Source organism: Thermotoga caldifontis AZM44c09, assembly GCF_000828655.1.
In the GTDB taxonomy this organism is placed as follows: domain Bacteria; phylum Thermotogota; class Thermotogae; order Thermotogales; family DSM-5069; genus Pseudothermotoga_A; species Pseudothermotoga_A caldifontis.
This window is the reverse complement of sequence record NZ_AP014509.1, coordinates 1689039-1706830: the sequence shown is the minus strand read 5'-3', so window position 1 is coordinate 1706830 and position 17792 is coordinate 1689039. Positions and strand designations below refer to the sequence as shown.

Annotated in this window: 16 protein-coding genes; 10 read left to right on the top strand and 6 right to left on the bottom strand. The window is 50.9% G+C overall.

From position 1 onward, the window contains the following. Window positions 1-14 precede the first annotated feature (14 nt). Window positions 15-1868: an ABC transporter substrate-binding protein gene (locus tag TSP01S_RS08455; protein ID WP_041077735.1), complete on the top strand. Its 1854-nt coding sequence runs from the start codon at window positions 15-17 to the stop codon at window positions 1866-1868. A gap of 39 nt (window positions 1869-1907) precedes the next feature. Here TSP01S_RS08455 and TSP01S_RS08450 read toward each other — a convergent pair whose 3' ends face one another. Genes TSP01S_RS08450 through TSP01S_RS08435 form a run of 4 tightly spaced genes read right to left on the bottom strand, consistent with a single transcriptional unit; the run spans window position 1908 to window position 6012 of the window. Further along, a complete protein-coding gene (locus tag TSP01S_RS08450) occupies window positions 1908-3071 on the bottom strand; it encodes an ABC transporter ATP-binding protein (RefSeq protein WP_041077733.1) in 1164 nt (387 codons plus the stop codon). After that, window positions 3068-4078, bottom strand: a complete 1011-nt coding sequence (locus TSP01S_RS08445; RefSeq protein WP_041077731.1) for an ABC transporter ATP-binding protein — start codon at window positions 4076-4078, stop codon at window positions 3068-3070. The genes TSP01S_RS08450 and TSP01S_RS08445 overlap by 4 nt, the downstream gene beginning before the upstream one ends. A 5-nt stretch (window positions 4079-4083) precedes the next feature. Beyond that, the gene (locus TSP01S_RS08440; RefSeq protein WP_041077729.1) at window positions 4084-4962 is read right to left on the bottom strand and encodes an ABC transporter permease; all 879 of its coding nucleotides are present in this window, start codon (window positions 4960-4962) and stop codon (window positions 4084-4086) included. A 12-nt stretch (window positions 4963-4974) separates the two neighbouring features. Next, on the bottom strand, window positions 4975-6012 hold the full coding sequence (locus tag TSP01S_RS08435; protein WP_041077728.1) for an ABC transporter permease: 1038 nt from the start codon (window positions 6010-6012) through the stop codon (window positions 4975-4977). A 264-nt stretch (window positions 6013-6276) separates the two neighbouring features. Between TSP01S_RS08435 and TSP01S_RS08430 the strand changes: the two genes are divergently transcribed. From TSP01S_RS08430 to TSP01S_RS08415, 4 genes are all read left to right on the top strand, one after another. Next, on the top strand, window positions 6277-7791 hold the full coding sequence (locus tag TSP01S_RS08430; protein WP_052463567.1) for a tripartite tricarboxylate transporter permease: 1515 nt from the start codon (window positions 6277-6279) through the stop codon (window positions 7789-7791). A 13-nt stretch (window positions 7792-7804) separates the two neighbouring features. After that, a complete protein-coding gene (locus TSP01S_RS08425; RefSeq protein WP_041077727.1) occupies window positions 7805-8752 on the top strand; it encodes a tripartite tricarboxylate transporter substrate binding protein in 948 nt (315 codons plus the stop codon). 51 nt (window positions 8753-8803) lie between these two features. Then, window positions 8804-9271, top strand: coding sequence for a tripartite tricarboxylate transporter TctB family protein (locus tag TSP01S_RS08420; protein ID WP_041077725.1), 468 nt, complete (start codon window positions 8804-8806; stop codon window positions 9269-9271). A gap of 112 nt (window positions 9272-9383) precedes the next feature. Then, window positions 9384-11102, top strand: coding sequence for a hypothetical protein (locus tag TSP01S_RS08415; RefSeq protein WP_041077724.1), 1719 nt, complete (start codon window positions 9384-9386; stop codon window positions 11100-11102). Window positions 11103-11104: 2 nt separating this feature from the next. Here the strand turns inward: TSP01S_RS08415 and TSP01S_RS08410 are convergent, their stop codons facing one another. Beyond that, a complete protein-coding gene (locus TSP01S_RS08410) occupies window positions 11105-11791 on the bottom strand; it encodes a rhomboid family intramembrane serine protease (protein WP_231848556.1) in 687 nt (228 codons plus the stop codon). A 126-nt stretch (window positions 11792-11917) separates the two neighbouring features. On the opposite strand from TSP01S_RS08410, the gene TSP01S_RS08405 reads away from it, so the two are divergent. The 5 genes from TSP01S_RS08405 (at window position 11918) to TSP01S_RS08385 (ending at window position 17411) form a co-directional block, all read left to right on the top strand. Beyond that, entirely contained in the window at window positions 11918-13492 is a 1575-nt protein-coding gene (locus TSP01S_RS08405) for an ABC transporter substrate-binding protein (RefSeq protein WP_041077720.1), read from the top strand. 69 nt (window positions 13493-13561) lie between these two features. Beyond that, window positions 13562-14572, top strand: a complete 1011-nt coding sequence (locus TSP01S_RS08400) for an ABC transporter permease (protein ID WP_041077719.1) — start codon at window positions 13562-13564, stop codon at window positions 14570-14572. A gap of 3 nt (window positions 14573-14575) precedes the next feature. After that, entirely contained in the window at window positions 14576-15475 is a 900-nt protein-coding gene (gene nikC / locus TSP01S_RS08395; RefSeq protein WP_082021684.1) for a nickel transporter permease, read from the top strand. A 6-nt stretch (window positions 15476-15481) separates the two neighbouring features. Continuing rightward, window positions 15482-16474, top strand: a complete 993-nt coding sequence (locus TSP01S_RS08390) for an ABC transporter ATP-binding protein (RefSeq protein WP_041077715.1) — start codon at window positions 15482-15484, stop codon at window positions 16472-16474. Further along, on the top strand, window positions 16452-17411 hold the full coding sequence (locus TSP01S_RS08385) for an ABC transporter ATP-binding protein (RefSeq protein WP_041077714.1): 960 nt from the start codon (window positions 16452-16454) through the stop codon (window positions 17409-17411). Before TSP01S_RS08390 ends, TSP01S_RS08385 begins: the two co-directional genes overlap by 23 nt. 1 nt (window position 17412) lies before the next feature. Here TSP01S_RS08385 and TSP01S_RS10440 read toward each other — a convergent pair whose 3' ends face one another. Beyond that, entirely contained in the window at window positions 17413-17790 is a 378-nt protein-coding gene (locus TSP01S_RS10440) for a PDC sensor domain-containing protein (RefSeq protein WP_408033238.1), read from the bottom strand. Window positions 17791-17792: the final 2 nt, after the last annotated feature.

The window sequence follows — 17792 nt, the reverse complement described above, 5'->3', positions numbered from 1 at the left end:
GGGGGTGTGAAGGAATGAGAAAGTTCTTGCTGGTACTGTTCCTGGCCGTCGCGGCACTGATCTTCGCAGAAGTCAAGAACCCGGACACCATCATTACGCTCACGATCGGTGAACCTGACACACTCGATCCACACTATGCGTACGACACCGCGAGTGGAGAAGTACTGACGCAGATCTATGAGTGTCTGATCGCGTACGTCGGTTCCAGCGTCATAGAAATGGAGCCAAGGCTTGCCACAGCTGTTCCAAGTCTTGAGAACGGGCTCATCAAAGACGGTGGAAAAACGTACGTGTTTCCGATCAGGAAGGGTGTCAAGTTCCACAACGGTGCAATCTTGACCCCTGAGGACGTAGAATACAGCTTCGAGCGTGGCCTACTCTTCGATCCAGCCGGTGGACCGATGTGGATGCTCTGGGAGGCATTGTTTGAGGTTTACTCGCTGGATGAGTTTGTCGAGAAAATCGTGGGTAAACCACTCAGCGAAATACTCGATCCTGCAACGAAGGAGCCCCTTCCGGAATATCGCGAAGCGTTGATCAAGGTTTACACCGATTACATCGATCCAGCGATCGAAGTCGATGGTGACAGTGTGGTGTTCAAGCTCTCAAGACCATTTGGACCATTTTTGTCCATCCTCTGCGGTTATTCAACGTGGAGCATGATCTTGAACAAACAGTGGGCGATCGAGCAGGGCTGCTGGGACGGTAAACCGGACACCTGGTGGAAATACTGGGACCTTCCAAAAGAAGAGTCACCGCTCTACGCAAAAGCTATGGGAACAGGTCCATTCAAGCTCGTAGAGTGGGATAGAGCACAGATGAGGGTCGTTCTGGAAAAGTTCGATGGTTACTGGAGAGGTCCCGCCAAGATCAAGAGGGTTGTCATTCAAACGATCGAAGAATGGTCCACAAGAAGGGCGATGCTTGAGAAAGGTGACGCTGACTTCGTCGCTGTGCCCGCACAGTATCTGCCTCAGGTTGAAAACATGCCTGGTGTTGTCATAACGAAAGGACTCCCAGTCATAAGCATCACATCCTTGCACTTCAACTGGAACGTGAAACCTGATAGCAAGTACATCGGCTCTGGAAAACTGGATGGCAACGGAATACCACCAGACTTCTTCAGCGACGAACACGTCAGAAGGGCGTTCGCCTACGTTATAAACTACGACGCCGTGATCAAGGACGTTCTCCGTGGTCTTGGTAGCAGGGTGCCCGCCGACCTGCCGAGCAGTTTGCTGGGTTACGATCCAAACCTGCCGAAGTTTGAGTTCAGCATCGCTAAAGCGACTGAGGAGTTCAAGAAGGCGTGGAACGGTGAGGTGTGGAAGAAAGGATTCAAGCTCACCCTGCTGTACAACACGGGTAACGAGGCGAGAAGAACGGTTGCCGAGATGATCAAGACTTACGTTGAAATGATCAACCCGAAGTTCAAGATCGAGGTGCGCGGTGAGCAGTGGCCGACTTACCTGACGTCTTACAAGCAAGGCTATCTGCCAGCGTTCATCATAGGCTGGCTTGCGGATTATCCAGATCCCCACAACTTCATACAGACCTACTATCACTCGGCTGGAACCTACGGTTTTGCCCAGGGCGAAAACTTCAAGAAGTTCGTATCAACACCCACGCCAGAACTCGGCGGAAAGAGCTGTAACGAACTGATCGAGCAGGCTGCAATCGAAACGGATCCAAAGGTCAGAACTGAAATCTACAGGAAGGTGCAGCAGTTTGCAATCAACCATGTGCTCGGTGTGGCTCTCTACGAACCTCAGAGCTTGAACGTGAGAAGAAGCTGGGTCAAAGGTTGGTACTACAACCCGATGATGCCAGGCGCCGCAGATTACTACTCGCTCTGGAAGGAAGAGTGAGAGGAGGAATTGAAAACCCGGGCACTGCGCCCGGGTTTTTTATTTTGCAAAGTGACAGGCGACCCAGTGGCCCGGGGTGATCTCTCTCAGCTCGGGTTCCTGTTCCGAGCAGATCTGCTGGGCTATGTAACAGCGCGTGTGGAACCTGCAACCGGACGGGGGATTGACGGGACTTGGCACGTCGCCTTTCAGGATGATTCTCTCTTTCTTGATGTTGGGATTGGGTATCGGAATGGCGCTCATGAGTGCTTTCGTGTACGGATGCAGTGGATTGTCGAACAAATCCTTCTTCGAAGCCATTTCAACGATCTTTCCGAGGTACATGACGATGATCCTGTCGCTCACGTACTTTATCACGGCAAGATCGTGCGAGATGAACAGGTACGTCAGCTTGTGCTCATGCTGAAGGTCTTTCATCAAGTTGATGATCTGCGATCTTATCGAAACGTCCAGAGCCGAAACTGCTTCATCGGCGATTACGAGTTTCGGAGAAAGTGCGAGAGCTCTGGCGATACCGATCCTCTGTCTTTGGCCACCGGAGAATTCGTGTGGAAATCGGTACATGTAATCGCCACTTATGCCAACGTCCTCGAGAACAGAACGCACTTTGTTCACGAGTTCTTTCTCGTTTCTGACAAGCTTGTGAACTGCTGGGCCCTCCCCAACGATCGACTTTATCCGAAGCCTTGGATTGAGCGAGCTGTAGGGATCCTGGAAGACTATCTGAACGTTCTTTCTGAACTGCTTGCGTTTTTCGTCGATATCGCTGAGCAACAGAGAATAGAATTTGGCGGTCGAAGATTTCGCTTCGTCGAAAAAAAGCTGGGCGTAGGTTCTGTCCACACCATCGAGTGACTTTATTACAGCATCTTTCGAACCGAATTCCTTCAACAGCGCTTTGAACCTATCCACATAGGTCTTTTTTATGTAGGATCGGGCACGCAGCAATGGCATGAAGAAATATGTCGTATCCTCATCGCCGATGATGATCCTACCCGAGGTCGGCTCGTACAGTCTCAGCAGAACCATGCCGATCGTTGTTTTTCCACAGCCGGATTCTCCGACCAGCCCAACGGTTTCACCTTCGTTGATCTCGAAGGATACCCCATCCACGGCCTTGACCCAACCCACGATGCGTTTGAAAACGCCAGCCCTTATGGGGAAGTACTTCACCAGGTTTTCCACCTTGAGGATCGTGCTCATACGAACTCACCAACCTTCTTCATTTTTGCTTCGACCACCTTTTGCCAGAAGAAGCACCTCACCGTGTGGTTCTCTCCGACTTCCACGAGTTCTGGTTCTTCCCTTGTGCATCTTTCTTCTCTGAATTCACATCGTGGATGAAATTTACACCCGGGCGGAAAGTGCAAGGGATCTGGAACCACACCTGGAATGTTGTACAGACGCGTCTGTTCTATGTCCAGTCTCGGGATAGCGTGCAACAATCCCCACGTGTACGGATGTTTCGGGTCGTTGAATAGTGTTCTGACATCGGCGTATTCGACCACCTTCCCAGCGTACATGACCACAACTCTGTCAGCGTTTTCCGCAATGAGTCCCAGATCGTGCGTGATCAACATGATCGCCATTCCGTATTCTTTTTGAAGTTGTTTCATGAGCTCCATGATCTGAGCTTGGATCGTGACGTCGAGTGCCGTAGTTGGTTCATCCGCAATCAGAACTTTTGGTTTGCAGGACAGCGCCATCGCTATCATCGCACGCTGCCTCATGCCTCCAGAGAGTTCGTGCGGGTACTGATCCACCCTCTTTTCCGGTTCTGGTATACCCACCTTTCTCAGCAGATCTATGGCCATGGCTCTTGCATTTTTCTCATCGAGTCTCTGATGGAGCATGATCGCTTCCATGATCTGTTCACCGATGGTGAACACAGGGTTCAGAGCCACCATGGGTTCTTGAAAGATGATGGCTATGTCTTTTCCTCTGATTCTTCTCATTTCCTGTTCGTCTATCTTGGTCAAATCGACTCCGTCGAGCAGGACTTGCCCATCGACGATTTTTCCTTTCTCGTCGAGTATTCTCAGAATGGACAGTGCCGTTACGCTCTTTCCACATCCAGATTCCCCGACTATCCCGAGCGTTTCTCCCTGATACACGTCGAAATCGACCCCGTCCACCGCTTTCACTATGCCATCTTCCGTGTAGAAGTAAGTCTTCAATCCTTTGACACTCAGAATCGGTTTTCTCTCCATCTCGCTCACCCTCTCAAGCGTGGGTCGAACGCGTCTCTGAGAGCATCACCAACGAGGTTCCACGCGAGCACGAACAGGACCATCGCTGTGCCTGGATACACGATGGCGTACCAGTACTTCAAAGCCTCACCCGAAGCTCCAAGCATCCAGTTTCGCGCAAAGTTCAACAGCGCTCCCCAATCTGCGTAACCGACCGGTGCCCCAAGGCCAAGGAAGCTGAGTGCTGCAGCGGTTATTACCAGAGAGCCTATTCTCATAGTGGCCTGTATGAGCACAGGGAATATAGTGTTGGGAAGTATGTGTTTCGTTATAACAAAGAAGTCGCTCACTCCGAGGGCCCTGGCGGTGAGCACGTACTGTTCTTCTCTTGCCTGAAGTATGTTCGCTCTGATGAGCCTCGCCGTACCCATCCAGCCGAAAATTATGAGCGAGATCATGACTTTATCGAGTCCCATACCCAGGAACGCCGTCAGGACGATCGCAGCCAGTATGTAAGGGATGGACAAGAAGACATCCGTGATTCTCATCAGAACTTCATCGATCCAACCTCCGAAATAACCGGCGATCGATCCTATGACCAGTCCCACCAGAGTCGATGTGAGCGTCACCACCAGACCAACTTTGAACGCGGTTCTTGTTCCCCACACAACACCATAGAAGATGTCACGACCATCTATGATTCCGAACGGGTGACCTTTCGTTGGGGGTTGCGGTGTTTTGTCCCACGTCACGATCGGTATCATGTACGGATCGTAAGACTGTGGAGGACATATGAGTGGTGCAAATACGGCGACCAACGTGAAGAAAATCAGCAGTGCAAATCCGAGCACGGCTGATGGATTTCTCAAAATCCTCCTCAGCATCCTTTTGGTCTCGACTCTCATATTCTTTCCCCCTCAACCAAGCCTGACGCGTGGGTCCACAGTGGCGTACAGTATGTCTATAACGAGGTTCCCTATGACCAGTATCAGGGAGTAGAAGAGCGCTGAGGCCATGATCGAAGCGTAATCGAGCTGCGTCGCAGCCGTCGCCGTGAAACTACCCATACCGGTCCTGTTGAAGACCATTTCAACTATGACCGTACCCGCGAACAGTTGTATGACCATACCTCCACCCACTGTGATCACAGGTATCATCGCATTTCTTCGTGCGTGTTTGTTTATCACCACACGTTCTGCCAATCCCTTGGCTCGCGCTGTTCTTATGTACTCCTTCGTCAGGACTTCGAGCATGCTCGAACGTGTGATCCTCAACAGGTATGCCCACCACAGCCAAGACAGCGTCAAGATGGGAGCCACAAGATGACGAAGCGCATCGACGAAGACATCGAACCTACCGTTGAGGAGCGCATCTATAGTGACGAGCGAGGTGAACCGCCTGAATTCGGGAGATTTCACAACTTGGTCTGCCCAGAAGCTGAGATTACCTGGTGGAAACCAGCCAAGCACGCTGTAAAAGATCATGAGTACGATGAGTCCAAAAACAAAATCCGGAAAGCTCCATCCAACGACGGCGAAAATCCTCACAAAATGATCCAGAAACTTGTCTCGGTTGACAGCCGCTATCACGCCGAGCCATACTCCAACGAAGACGACCGGAACGATCGAATAAAGGGCCAGTTCCACTGTCCACGGAAGTCTGCTCAGTATCGCGTCCTTCACAGGCTGTTTGCCAACCAAGGACCAGCCGAGATCCCCTTGGAGGGTGTTCTTGAGCCATTTGATGTAGCGAATCATCATCGGATCGTTCAGCCCGTATTTCTGTTTTATCTTTTCAAGTTGTACAGGTGTCAGCTTGTCCAGCACGCCAGGATTAACATAGGCTGCCAGCAGTCTGTCTGGACCAAGGCTCTGGATCATTCCAAAAATGATCAGCGACAACCCAAAGAGTATCAGCGGCAACAGGAGCAACCTTCTGATGATGTAAGTGAGCAATCGGATCACCTCCAGGGTACACTGTAACGCTACCAAGAGACATTTTACCAGAAAGGAAATCTGCAAGAAAATCTGAAAAACAAGAAGAGAAAAGGTGTACAGGAGAGTTATTCGCCATTTCGGACTCACAGTTATGAAAAGATTCCGTTTTCGGTTAAAAGTAGCGAAAGCAGGCCTTTGACTGCGGGAGTGTGAAAGTGTAAAATAATCACAGTATTCAGTTGCTGGACTTCTCAACACTCGCTGAATCGGAGGGAAGAATTCGTGGAAGCACTGGTACAAACTTTCACCGTGGGCATGAGGATCAGTCTTCTGCCGTTCAACCTCTTTCTCATATTTGTTGGTACCATCTGGGGCTTGATCTTTGGTTGTATCCCGGGTTTGACAGCCACCATGGGTGTTGCACTCGCGATACCACTCACGTACGGAATGAGTCCCTTTTCGGGGTTGATACTCCTTTCCAGCATTTACATTGGTGCCATATCGGGTGGATTCATATCCGCGGCGCTTCTGAACATGCCAGGTACCCCCTCCTCCATAGCCACGACCTTTGATGCCTATCCCATGGCTCAAAAAGGAAAAGCTTCTTTGGCACTCGCGCTGGGTTTGATGAGTTCTTTCTTCGGTGGTCTTGTGGCAGTCTTTCTCATGATAGTTGCGACCTATGGCCTGGCACAGCTGGCGTTGAAGTTTGGACCGTTCGAATACTTCGCGCTCGGTCTGCTCGCGTTCGCAGGTTGCATAGGAATGATGGGAGGCAGCATCATAAAGAGCGGTCTCAGTGTTGTTCTCGGCTTGCTACTGGCGACGATGGGTTCAGACATGCTGACGGGAGTCAAGAGGCTCACGTTCAACGTTCCGGATCTGGTTGCGGGCATAGACATTCTACCGCTGCTGGTTGGTCTGTTCGGAATCTCTGAGATATTCGTCGCGATAGAAAAAAGGTATCAAAACGTCGTACCCCCAGAGGCAAGGAAGGCGAAGATGGGATTCAAGGCTGTTGCCGAAGCCGTTCGGTTGATATTCTCACAACCTGTGAACTACGTTAGATCCCTCATTATAGGTTTTGTGATAGGGGTTTTTCCCGGTGTGGGTGGAGCCACATCGAGCGTTGTTGCTTACGGTTTGGCAAGGAGTGGCTCGAAGCATCCCGAAGAGTTCGGTAAAGGAAATCCTGAAGGTGTGATTGCCTCCGAGGTTGCGAACAATGCGACGATAGCCGGCGCACTGGTTCCCCTGCTCGCACTCGGTATACCAGGTGATTCCGTCACAGCGATGATGATAGGTGGCTTCATGATACACGGTTTGTTTCCTGGCCCTCTGCTGTTCAGAGACAAGCCCGAATACGCTTACACAATTTTCGCCGCCCAGATCATCGGCAATCTGATGATGGTTCTGCTTGGAATTCTGCTGATGAGGTTTTTCATCTACACGCTCAGTATCAGATCGTACTACCTGCTACCCATCGTCGCTCTGTCGATGGTCATAGGGGCGTTCGGACTCTACAACAGGGTGTTTGACATATGGATAAGTTTGTTCTTCGGATTCATCGGTTATCTTTTGAGAAAGATCGATTTCCCGCTTGTACCGCTCATCACAGCGTTCGTTCTCGGACCGATCGTGGAAAAGAATCTGAGACAGGGTCTGGCGTTTTCAGATGGAAGCATGATGCCTTTGTTCACGAGACCCATATCCCTGACGCTTTTCATCGGAGCCGTAGTTCTGTTCCTGGTTGGAATCTACATCAACAGGAAGGGTGCCAGAAGAGAAAGAGCGTAAAGGAGGTGTGTTCATGAGAAAGCTGTTTCTCACTTTAGTGTTCGTGACACTCTGTGTGGTTTTGTTCGCCGAAACCGAGCGTTACCCAGCAAGGCCCGTCACAGTTGTGGTTCCCTACTCTCCAGGTGGAGCGAGCGACATCATGGCGAGGTTGGTAGCCGAGTTCTGGAAGAAGTACACGGGCCAGGAAATGGTTGTAACCAACGTCGTTGGTGCCGAAGGTGCTGTAGCAGCGAGACAAGTCAAGGGAACCAAGCCAGATGGTTACACGGTGCTGTGGTACCACCAGGCGATGCTAGGTAACTACTACCTTGGCGTTGCAGACATCAACTGGTACGATTTCACACCCGCATGTGTTGTTACCAAGACCTCGAGGATAACGGCAACGAGAGCGGACATGCCCTGGAAGAATTTGAAGGACGCGATCGAAGACGCCAAGGCGAACCCACGAAAGTACGTCTATGGTACCGGTGCGGGTGGTATAGCGTACCTTGAGTACGCACCGGTCGAGGTTGCAGCAAGAGGTTGTTGGCGTGTTGTCCCCAACGAAGGTGGTGACTCACAGAGGATCGTTGCCTTGCTTGGTAACCACGTGGACATCGTGCCACTGGCACTCGTTTCTGCCGTTTCGTACATAAAGTCCGGGCAGATCAAACCGCTCGTCGTTCACGACGTTGAGAGAGATCCATTCATACCGGATGTTCCTTCGGCCGCAGAACTGGGTTATCCAGACCTGGTCTTCCCGATGACGAACACGTTCTTCTTCCCACCGAACACGCCCAAATGGATCGTTGAGGAATTCAACAAGATCATGGAAAAGATCGTGAACGATGCAGAGTTCAAGGCAAAACTCGCGGAAATGGCGTATGCAACCGTGTTCTTCAAGACTGGTAAAGATCTGGAAGATTTCTGGAAGAGTCAGGAAGAAGTTTACAAGAAGGCTGCTGAAGTTCTCAAGTGAGATCGGAATGGGGGGCACTGTCCCCCCCGTTTTCACGGAGGGTGAGTTACGATGGCTGAGCTCGTGAGTTCGATCTGCTTTTTCGTGACCGGTCTGGTTTTCCTTTTCGAATCTTACAAGATCAGAGTTCTGAGATTTGGTGGTTCGCTCGGTGGGGATTTCTTTCCAAAGTTTTTCTCCGCCATGGTCATCGCGATCTCGAGTATGTGGGTGGTATCAAGTTTGGTCAAAGTGTGGAAGAAAAAGCAAGCGACGCGCTTGGAATTCGCACCGGGTGGTCTGAGAAGGATCATGATCTATTTGGTCGGTTTCATCGTTTACATAGTCATGCTCGATCTGTTCGGTTTCTTCGTCCCCAGCGTTGGTGTATCGCTGCTCACGTACTTACTTTTGAGGGAAAAAGTCAAACCCGTGGATTTCTTAACCGGTAGTGCTTATTCGCTCCTCGTGGTAACGATCATTTGGTTCCTTTTCACGAAAGTTCTGGGGCTATTGCTCCCCTCCGGTCGTCTGGTTTGAAACCCGGCCTCTTCGTTTTCTCCTCAGAAACGCCACGTAACTGCTTCGTTAGGAAGCCTTTTTTTCACTGAAAGGAATGGGCGGTATAAAATGCTCCAGAGAGGTGTTCGCGTTGAGTCGCAGCGTCATCATAGACGGTTCTGTCATCTACACGAATTACAGTCAGATAATGGGGCAACAAAAGTTCGAACTCCTGTTGAAGGAGTTCATAGACATCCTCAGAGAGAAACGTAGTCCCCTCTTGAACGCGCTGAATGCATTCAAGCTCGACGGAGATTACGATCTTCGAAGGTTCATTGAATATCTGCATTTGTTGACGATGAGGAATGTGAAGGAACTCACGAACATCATCTATTACGTCAACCCCAGGGACCTCGAGCGGTTCGTCGAAGCGTTCTATTCGTTCTGGCGATCCAAGCACAGGTTCATCGTGCGCTACGAGAAATACTCCGACGATCACATCAGAAGGGCGAGTATAGAATACACAGTTACACAGATAAGCGATCAGTTCAAAGCTGTGATCAAGAATCTGTATCGAGAGTTGATGATGAACATCTCCAACTCGTTCCCCACGGTGATGAGGCAGCTCCCCAGTGGGGCACAGGTAGCCTTTCTCGTGGAAGAACTCGAAGAAGAAAAGTTCGACAGATTACCCTGGATCAAGAAAATTCCAACGGTCTGGGGTGCTGTGTTTGATCCTCCTGTGATTTTCTACACGAAATCGAACAAGAGGAAAGGTGTGTTGCCGGTCGTAGAAGAACCGATTCTCGACAAGGTGGAGCTGAACCCCAAGGAGTGGTTCAGGTTTCCCATCTTCGTGGGTGATCTGCTCTTTTACAACATAGTTCACGTTGATTACCTCGCGCACGGTGCCGGCCTGGCGAACCTGTTTGAACTCGCCACTCCCAAGGATTTGAAGAAACGGGAACCCGATGGAATGCTGATCTTCGGGCTGGATCCAAAGATGATCCCGAACTTCAACGAACGCTGGAAAAACGGCGTGATCTTCAAAGATGGGAAGCTGTACGTGGGAATCATTCCGGCGATCGATGAAAACGACTATTTCGGTTACATGAAGAAGACCACGCTCACGATACACAATCTGATCAGGATCGATCAGGGAAGACTGCCCATTCATGGTTCGATGGCTCGCATCATTCTGAAGAACGGTAAGATGGCTGTTGCGATGTTCGTAGGTGACAGCGGTGCAGGGAAGAGTGAGACGCTCGATGCCCTGAGCAGGCTCGAAGAAGTGGCTCAGGTGGATACGATCATCGACGACATGGGTAGCCTCGCCATCATGGACGGCCATGTGGTTGCGTACGGTACAGAAACGGGCGCCTTCGTCAGGCTCGATGACCTGCCACCTGGATACGCTTATTCGACGATGGACAGGAGTATCTTCATGAACCCCGATCAGATCAACGCCCGCGTCATAGTACCTTTCAACAATTACAGTGAAGTGATAACACCCACGCACATCGACTTCTTCTTCTACGCGAACAACTACACCGAAGTCAACAGAGACGAGGACAGGATCGTTTTCTTTAACAGTGTCGACGAAGCCTTGAGGGTCTTCTCAGAAGGTAAACGCATGAGCAAGGGAACCACCTCTGAGAGCGGCTTGGTGACTTCGTACTTTGCAAATCCTTTTGGCGCCGTGCAGAGGCAGAAAGAGCACCATAAACTCGCCGAGTATTATCTGAGAAAGATGTTCGAAACGGGTGTCAAAGTCGGTGAAATCAGGACCATGCTTGGCGTCGAAGGTTATGAAAAGGAAGGAACGATGCTCGCAGCAAGGGCGTTGCTGAAGTTGATCGAAGAACTTTGAGTTCATACGGATGATCGGAAAACGAGCATCATGAAACTGTACAAAACGAGGATCCCCAAAGCGATCGAGGCAGCTCTCCAAGCGAGGAAAGCGGATCTTGTGCGGCTGTAAATCGACGGTATAGGTTTGATCAGATAACCGAGCAGAACACCGCTGAAGAATCCCCCGAGGTGCGCCGCGTTGTTGATGTTACTGCCCGGCAGGAAACCGTACACGATGTTGAAGATTATCATGGGTAGCAGGGCATAGCCAGTCACAGCACCTGCATAGAAGCGGGCTTCCCGTTTGAAACCGAGGATGAAGAGCATGCCGACCAGACCGAATATCGCTCCACTGGCACCCACCGAAACGGATCTGTAATAAAGCAGGTGTGTCGCGATGTTGCCAACAAGCCCTGTTAAAAGGTATGAAACGATGAATTTTTCCGGTCCGTAAATGGCTTCCACCACGCTACCGAAGTAGAACAGCGCGTAAGAGTTGAAAAGAAGGTGCAGTATCCCTCCATGTACGAAGATGGCTGTGACCGTTCTGTACCACTCACCGCTCGCCACCAGTGGACCGTACTGTGCCCCGAATTTCAACAAAAGGTAGGCCTCGTTTCGAAAGTAACCAAGCCTCGCGATCATCATTAAAATTGTGATCCCCACATTGATGAGCAGTATTACATGCGTGATCCTGATCCTTTGCAAGATCCAACCTCCCAGAACCATTATAACCTGAACTGATTCTTTCGCTCCCGCTCTCTGAGAACTGTCTTGAACAGAACGGATGAATGTGGTATAGTTTAACCAAACCAACATGAGGGGGGATTGATTGTGAGAAAAGCAGCGGTGCTTTTGCTGGCAACGCTTCTGCTATTAGTCGCGTTTGCGAAGACCCCGAAAGACACGCTCGTCATCGCCGCCAACACTGAGATATTCATCACGCTCGATCCTGCTGTATGTTACGAAACCTTCGCCGCCGCCGTGGTCACCGCCGCTTATTCTGGGCTGACCAAGATCGAACCTGTCAACGGCGTTTTAACACCCGTTCCTGAGCTCGCCGAACGCTGGGAGGTTTCTCCGGACGGTACGGTGTGGAAGTTCTATTTGAGGAAAGGTTTGAAGTTCTCGAACGGTGATCCCCTCACTGCAGAAGACGTTGTGTTCTCGTTCAGAAGGGTGTTGAAGATCAGGAAATCACCCGCGTGGCTCTTCGAAGAACTCGGACTGAATGCCCAGAACATGGAGGAGACGATATACGCCGAAAACGATCACACGGTTGTTCTGAAAACGAAGCCTCTCGCGCCGAACATAGTTCTGTCCATCATCGCTCCACCTTGGGGAGGTATCGTGAACAAGAAACTCGTGCTCGCCAACGAAGTGAACGGAGACCTTGGTGAAGCCTACTTGACGAACAAATCGATCGGAGCAGGAGCAGGTCCTTACGTGGTAACTGAATGGAAGCGTCGAGAGGTCATCACCATGGAGGCCAATCCGTACTACTGGCGTGGCCAACCACCTTTGAAGAAGATCATCATACGCGATGTGCCTGAAGAAACCACGCAGTTCTTGCTGGTTCAAAAAGGTGACGTCGATGTGGCCTGGAACATCACAACAGAGCAGGCCGCGCAGCTCAGAGAAGCAAAACCATCGAACATCAGACTGGTCACGACACCAGAACAGAGCAACGAGTACATCGCTATGAACGTTGGCTGGGGGCCATTCAAAGATGAGCGGGTGCGCTTGGCGATCAAGTACGCGATCGATTATGACGCGATCATTAACTCCGTCATGAGGGGCTTTGCGGTGCTGAACCAGAATTTCATGCCCATAGGTTATTTTGGCTACATCGAACTCAACCCGTTCAAGCGCGATATCGAGAAAGCAAAACGGTTATTGGCGGAAGCGGGCTATCCAAATGGGTTCGAGGTTGAACTCATAACGAGTACCACGGAAATAAGAAGGAACGAAGCTGTGGTTGTTCAGGCCAATCTGGCAGACATAGGTATCAAAGCGAACATAGTGTTGATGCCTTCGGGTGAGATGTATCAAAAATACCGTCAGCAGGGTCATCAGATGATCATAGCAGGTTGGGGTATAGACTATCCGGATCCCGACGCGCTGGCGAAACCGTTTGCGAATTACAGGGTCAAGCAACTTGCTTGGAGAAACATGTGGTACGATGATTACGCGGCAGACCTCGCGGAGAAGGCAGGAATTGAGCAGGATCCTGAAAAGCGTGCCCAGCTCTACAAAGAATTGCAGGAATACTGGATCTACAAGAGTCCGTTCGTGATGCTCTACCAACCGGTAGGTTTCTGGGCTGTCAGCAACGACGTGGTTGGGTTCGAAAAAGCCTGCGAGGGTTACACGTTGGTCTTCGATTTCACCAAGATAAGCAAGAAGTGAAACAGGCGGCCAGCTTTTGCTGGCCGCTTTGCTCTCAATCCTTGTTTCTGAGGAGGCTCCTTCAACTGCATGAAGCTCGCAACTTTCATAGCTAAGAGATTGTTTTTGATGTTGCTTGTACTTTTTGGGGTTTCGGTCTTAGTGTTCGTGATCTCCAAAGTCATTCCCGCGGACCCTGTTGGAGCCATTCTGGGTGGGAACGCACCGGTTGAGTTGGTGGAAGATCTGAGAAGGCGGCTCGGTCTGGACAAACCTTTGATCAATCAATTTTTCGACTACATGTCTGGTCTGGTGAAAGGTGACCTCGGTAAATCTTTGAAAACCAACAGACCCGTGGTTAAGGACATCGCAGAGTTTTTTCCAGCGACACTCGAACTGGCGATATCCGCAACGTTATTTTCGATCGTTTTGGGTATCCTGCTGGGAATATTCTCGGCCGTCTACAGGAACAGGTTCATAGATCATTTCTCACGCGTGTTTTCAATCCTCGGTGTTTCGATGCCTGTCTTTTGGACAGGCCTTTTGTTGTTGCTACTCTTCTATTTCCGCCTCGGCTGGTTGCCCGGTGGGGGAAGACTCAGCCTCTTCACCACACCTCCCACGAAATACACAGGTTTGTTGGTGCTGGATTCTCTCCTTTCCTGGAATATGGAGGCTCTGAAGGATGCACTGGCACACCTCGTTTTGCCGACGATCGTTCTGGGATATTCGTCGACCGCTTCCATCGCAAGGATCACGAGGGCGAGTATGCTCGATGTTCTGCGACAGGACTTCATAAGAACGGCAAAAGCGAAAGGCATAGGCAGGCGTTTGGTTATATACAGGCACGCTTTGAGGAACGCATTGATACCGATCGTGACGATCATCGGACTCACTTTTGGTGGCTTGCTCGAGGGAGCGGTTTTGACGGAGACGATTTTCAGCTGGCCTGGCTTGGGTAGATACATTGTCAACGCACTTCTGGTGCTCGATTATCCTGCCATCATGGGAGGAACACTCTTCGTCGCGGTTATTTACTCGCTCGTGAACCTCGTGGTGGACATCATCTACGCCGTGCTCGATCCGAGGATGAGGATCTGAGAGGTGGTCAAGTTGGACAGCACCCAGGTTGAAAAAAGCACGATATCCCGCTGGAAACCAGTGATTGAAGACTGGAAGCATACGTTCTATCTCTGGCGAAGGACAAAACTCGCCATGGTTGGTACGTTCATCGTCGCTGGTTTTCTCCTGATGGCCCTCCTGGCACCGCTTCTTGCGCCTTACGATCCGATAAAGGTCGATCTTGTCAACAGGTTGAAACCTCCGAGCAAGCAATTCCTTTTCGGTACGGACCAGTTCGGCAGGGACATACTGAGCAGGGTACTCTACGGAGCGAGGGTTGAGGTGTGGATCATATTCCTCGTGACGGTGATCAGTGGAACGATCGGCACGGCAATAGGTATCGTTGCGGGATACTTCGGTGGCTGGATCGATGAGATCCTCATGCGAATAACGGACATCTTCCTTGCTTTTCCAAGGTTGATACTCGCCATGGCACTCTCTGCGGTGCTGGGAAGAGGTTTGACAAACGCCATCATCGCCATCTCTCTCGTCGAATGGACCGTCATAGCGAGGCTGGCGAGGGCTGAGGCCATGCGAGTGAAGTCCCAGCCGTTCATAGAGGCGGCCAAGGCTGTGGGGGCAAGTGATCTGAGAATTTTGGTGCTTCACGTGCTCCCCATGTGTGTCTCACCAGTTCTGGTGCAACTGACCATGAGGATGGGAACGATCATTCTGACTGCGGCTGGCTTAGGTTTCCTCGGACTCGGTGCGCAACCTCCAACACCCGAGTGGGGTGCCATAGTGAGCGATGGACGAAGTTATCTGATAAACCACTGGTGGATCTCCACCTTTCCAGGTCTCTTCATAGCAGTGGTGGTTCTCGGATTCAACCTGCTGGGTGATGGTATCAGGGACATTCTCGATCCGAGACTGCGAAGGTGATCGAAGGTGCGAGGATCCTTGCTGAACGTTGAGAAATTGCGCGTGGTCTTCTACACCTATCGCGGTGTGATAAAGGCGCTCAACGGTGTCAAACTGTGGCTCAACGAGGAAGAAAGGCTCGCGGTGGTTGGTGAAACTGGCTGTGGAAAGTCTGTGACAGCCTTGGCGATCATGAGGTTGATAGAACCACCAGGGGAAATTGTCGAAGGGAAGGTTGAGTTCCTCGGCCAGGACCTGTTGAAATTGCCGGAAGAAGAGATGGAAAGGATCAGAGGAAAGTCGGTATCGATGATCTTCCAAGAGCCCATTTCGGCACTGAACCCAGTGTTCAAGGTGGGGTTTCAGATCGCTGAGGCGATCGCTCACAGTCAGAACATACCGATCAAGGATGCTTATCAATTTGTCCCAGAAGCGCTCACCATGGTGGGACTGGACTGGAAAAGAACGATGAACCTTTACGCTCACGAGTTGAGCGGTGGGATGGCGCAGAGAGTCATGATAGCCATGGCGTTGGCTGTGAAACCGAAACTGCTCATAGCGGATGAACCAACCTCGGCACTGGACGTGACGATCCAGGCTCAGATACTCGAGTTGCTCGACAACCTTGTTCGGGCGGGCAGGAACGCCGTCATTTTCATCACCCACGATCTGGCTGTGGCTTCCGAATTCTGCGACAGGGTGGCCGTGATGTACGCGGGAAACGTTGTCGAGGTGGCGAGCAGTGAAGAGGTGTTTGCTCAGCCGCTTCATCCGTACACGATGGGTTTGATCGATTCCATACCTCTGGTAGGTCAGAGGAAAGAGCTTAAAGGAATTCCAGGTGTGGTTCCGGATCTGGTCGATCCACCGAGTGGATGTCGTTTTCATCCGAGATGTCAGAAGGCGTTCGATAAGTGTAAGGTCGAGCTCCCCGATTTGATCGAGGTGAGCAAGGACCACTTTGTTGCGTGCCACCTTTACGCTGCGGGGGATCGAGATGGCAGTGCTGCTCAAAGTTGAGGGACTGAAAAAGTATTTTGAGATTCGAAAATCCATCTTTTCAAAACCGATCTACGTGAAGGCTGTGAACGATGTTTCTTTTGAAATCGAGAGAGGTTCGATATTTGCAGTGGTCGGTGAGTCCGGTTCCGGTAAGAGTACCCTTGGAAGGACCGTCATAAAACTTATCGAGCCAACCTCAGGAAGGATCATTTACGACGGTCGTGACATAACACACCTCGATAAGAAGGATTTTCTCGACTACAGACGTCGTATGCAGATCGTTCAGCAGGATCCTTACAACTCCCTGCACCCGCGCAAGCTTGTCAAGGACATCATCGGCGAGGGTTTGAAGATCCATTTCAGGATGCGGGCTGATGAGATCTATATTCGCATAAAGGAGATGTTGGAGTTAGTCGGTATGAGAGAAGAGCATATGTTCAGATACCCTCACGAGTTTTCGGGCGGACAGAGGCAGAGGATCGCCATCGCGAGGGCTTTGGTTCTGAGGCCGGAGTTCCTGGTTCTGGATGAGCCCACGTCCGCTTTGGACGTTTCTGTTCAGGCGAGGGTACTCACGCTTCTGAAAGAGCTCAGGGAGAAGTTCAATCTGACCTACATGTTCATCACGCACAATCTGGCTGTCGTCGACCACATGGCGACACACGTTGCGGTGATGTATCTCGGAAAGATCATGGAAATGGGCTCGAAAGAGGATATCTTCGAAAGAGCTTCGCACCCCTACACCAGGGCCTTACTCGATTCGATTCCCTCTTTCGGTACCGGTAGACGCATCAGATCGATCCCGAAGGGTGAAATACCGAACCCGGCGAACCCTCCATCCGGTTGTGTCTACCACACACGCTGCATTCGGGCAGTTGAAATCTGTAAAAGTGTGGAGCCGGATCTCGTCGAGGTTTCACCAGGTCACTTTTGCAGGTGCCACTTCTGCGGTTAAATCACGAGAGTTTTATCTGTTCTTCCAGCTTGGAGACGTTCAGGTTGACCCCGGCGACACCCTTGAACTTTCCGTTTTCACGGATCGCGAACGCGATTGTGAGTACCATGTTCCCGGTAGCGCGAGATCGAATTGGATCGGAGATCGTCCAGTCCAAGTTGCTGCTTTTCAAACGGCGAAAGTAATTCCTGTCTTTTATCGTACCTGTTGCACCTGTGGTTGTGATGAAGTTGCCATCGCTATCTGCTATGAACGCAGCTTCGTATATACCGCCTTTCTCCTCGAGGAAGCGTTTCGCCACAGGTTCGAAAGAACGCCAGTCGAGATTCTGACACTCTGGTCTCGCAAACAGTTCCGAAAGTTCTTTTATCCTGTCCATGA

Coding starts and splice junctions, on each gene's coding strand:
- TSP01S_RS08455 (WP_041077735.1), top strand. CDS start 15: ATGAGAAAGTTCTTGCTGGTACTGTTCCTGGCCGTCGCGGCACTGATC.
- TSP01S_RS08450 (WP_041077733.1), bottom strand. CDS start 3,071: ATGAGCACGATCCTCAAGGTGGAAAACCTGGTGAAGTACTTCCCCATA.
- TSP01S_RS08445 (WP_041077731.1), bottom strand. CDS start 4,078: ATGGAGAGAAAACCGATTCTGAGTGTCAAAGGATTGAAGACTTACTTC.
- TSP01S_RS08440 (WP_041077729.1), bottom strand. CDS start 4,962: ATGAGAGTCGAGACCAAAAGGATGCTGAGGAGGATTTTGAGAAATCCA.
- TSP01S_RS08425 (WP_041077727.1), top strand. CDS start 7,805: ATGAGAAAGCTGTTTCTCACTTTAGTGTTCGTGACACTCTGTGTGGTT.
- TSP01S_RS08420 (WP_041077725.1), top strand. CDS start 8,804: ATGGCTGAGCTCGTGAGTTCGATCTGCTTTTTCGTGACCGGTCTGGTT.
- TSP01S_RS08400 (WP_041077719.1), top strand. CDS start 13,562: ATGAAGCTCGCAACTTTCATAGCTAAGAGATTGTTTTTGATGTTGCTT.
- TSP01S_RS08385 (WP_041077714.1), top strand. CDS start 16,452: ATGGCAGTGCTGCTCAAAGTTGAGGGACTGAAAAAGTATTTTGAGATT.
- TSP01S_RS10440 (WP_408033238.1), bottom strand. CDS start 17,790: ATGGACAGGATAAAAGAACTTTCGGAACTGTTTGCGAGACCAGAGTGT.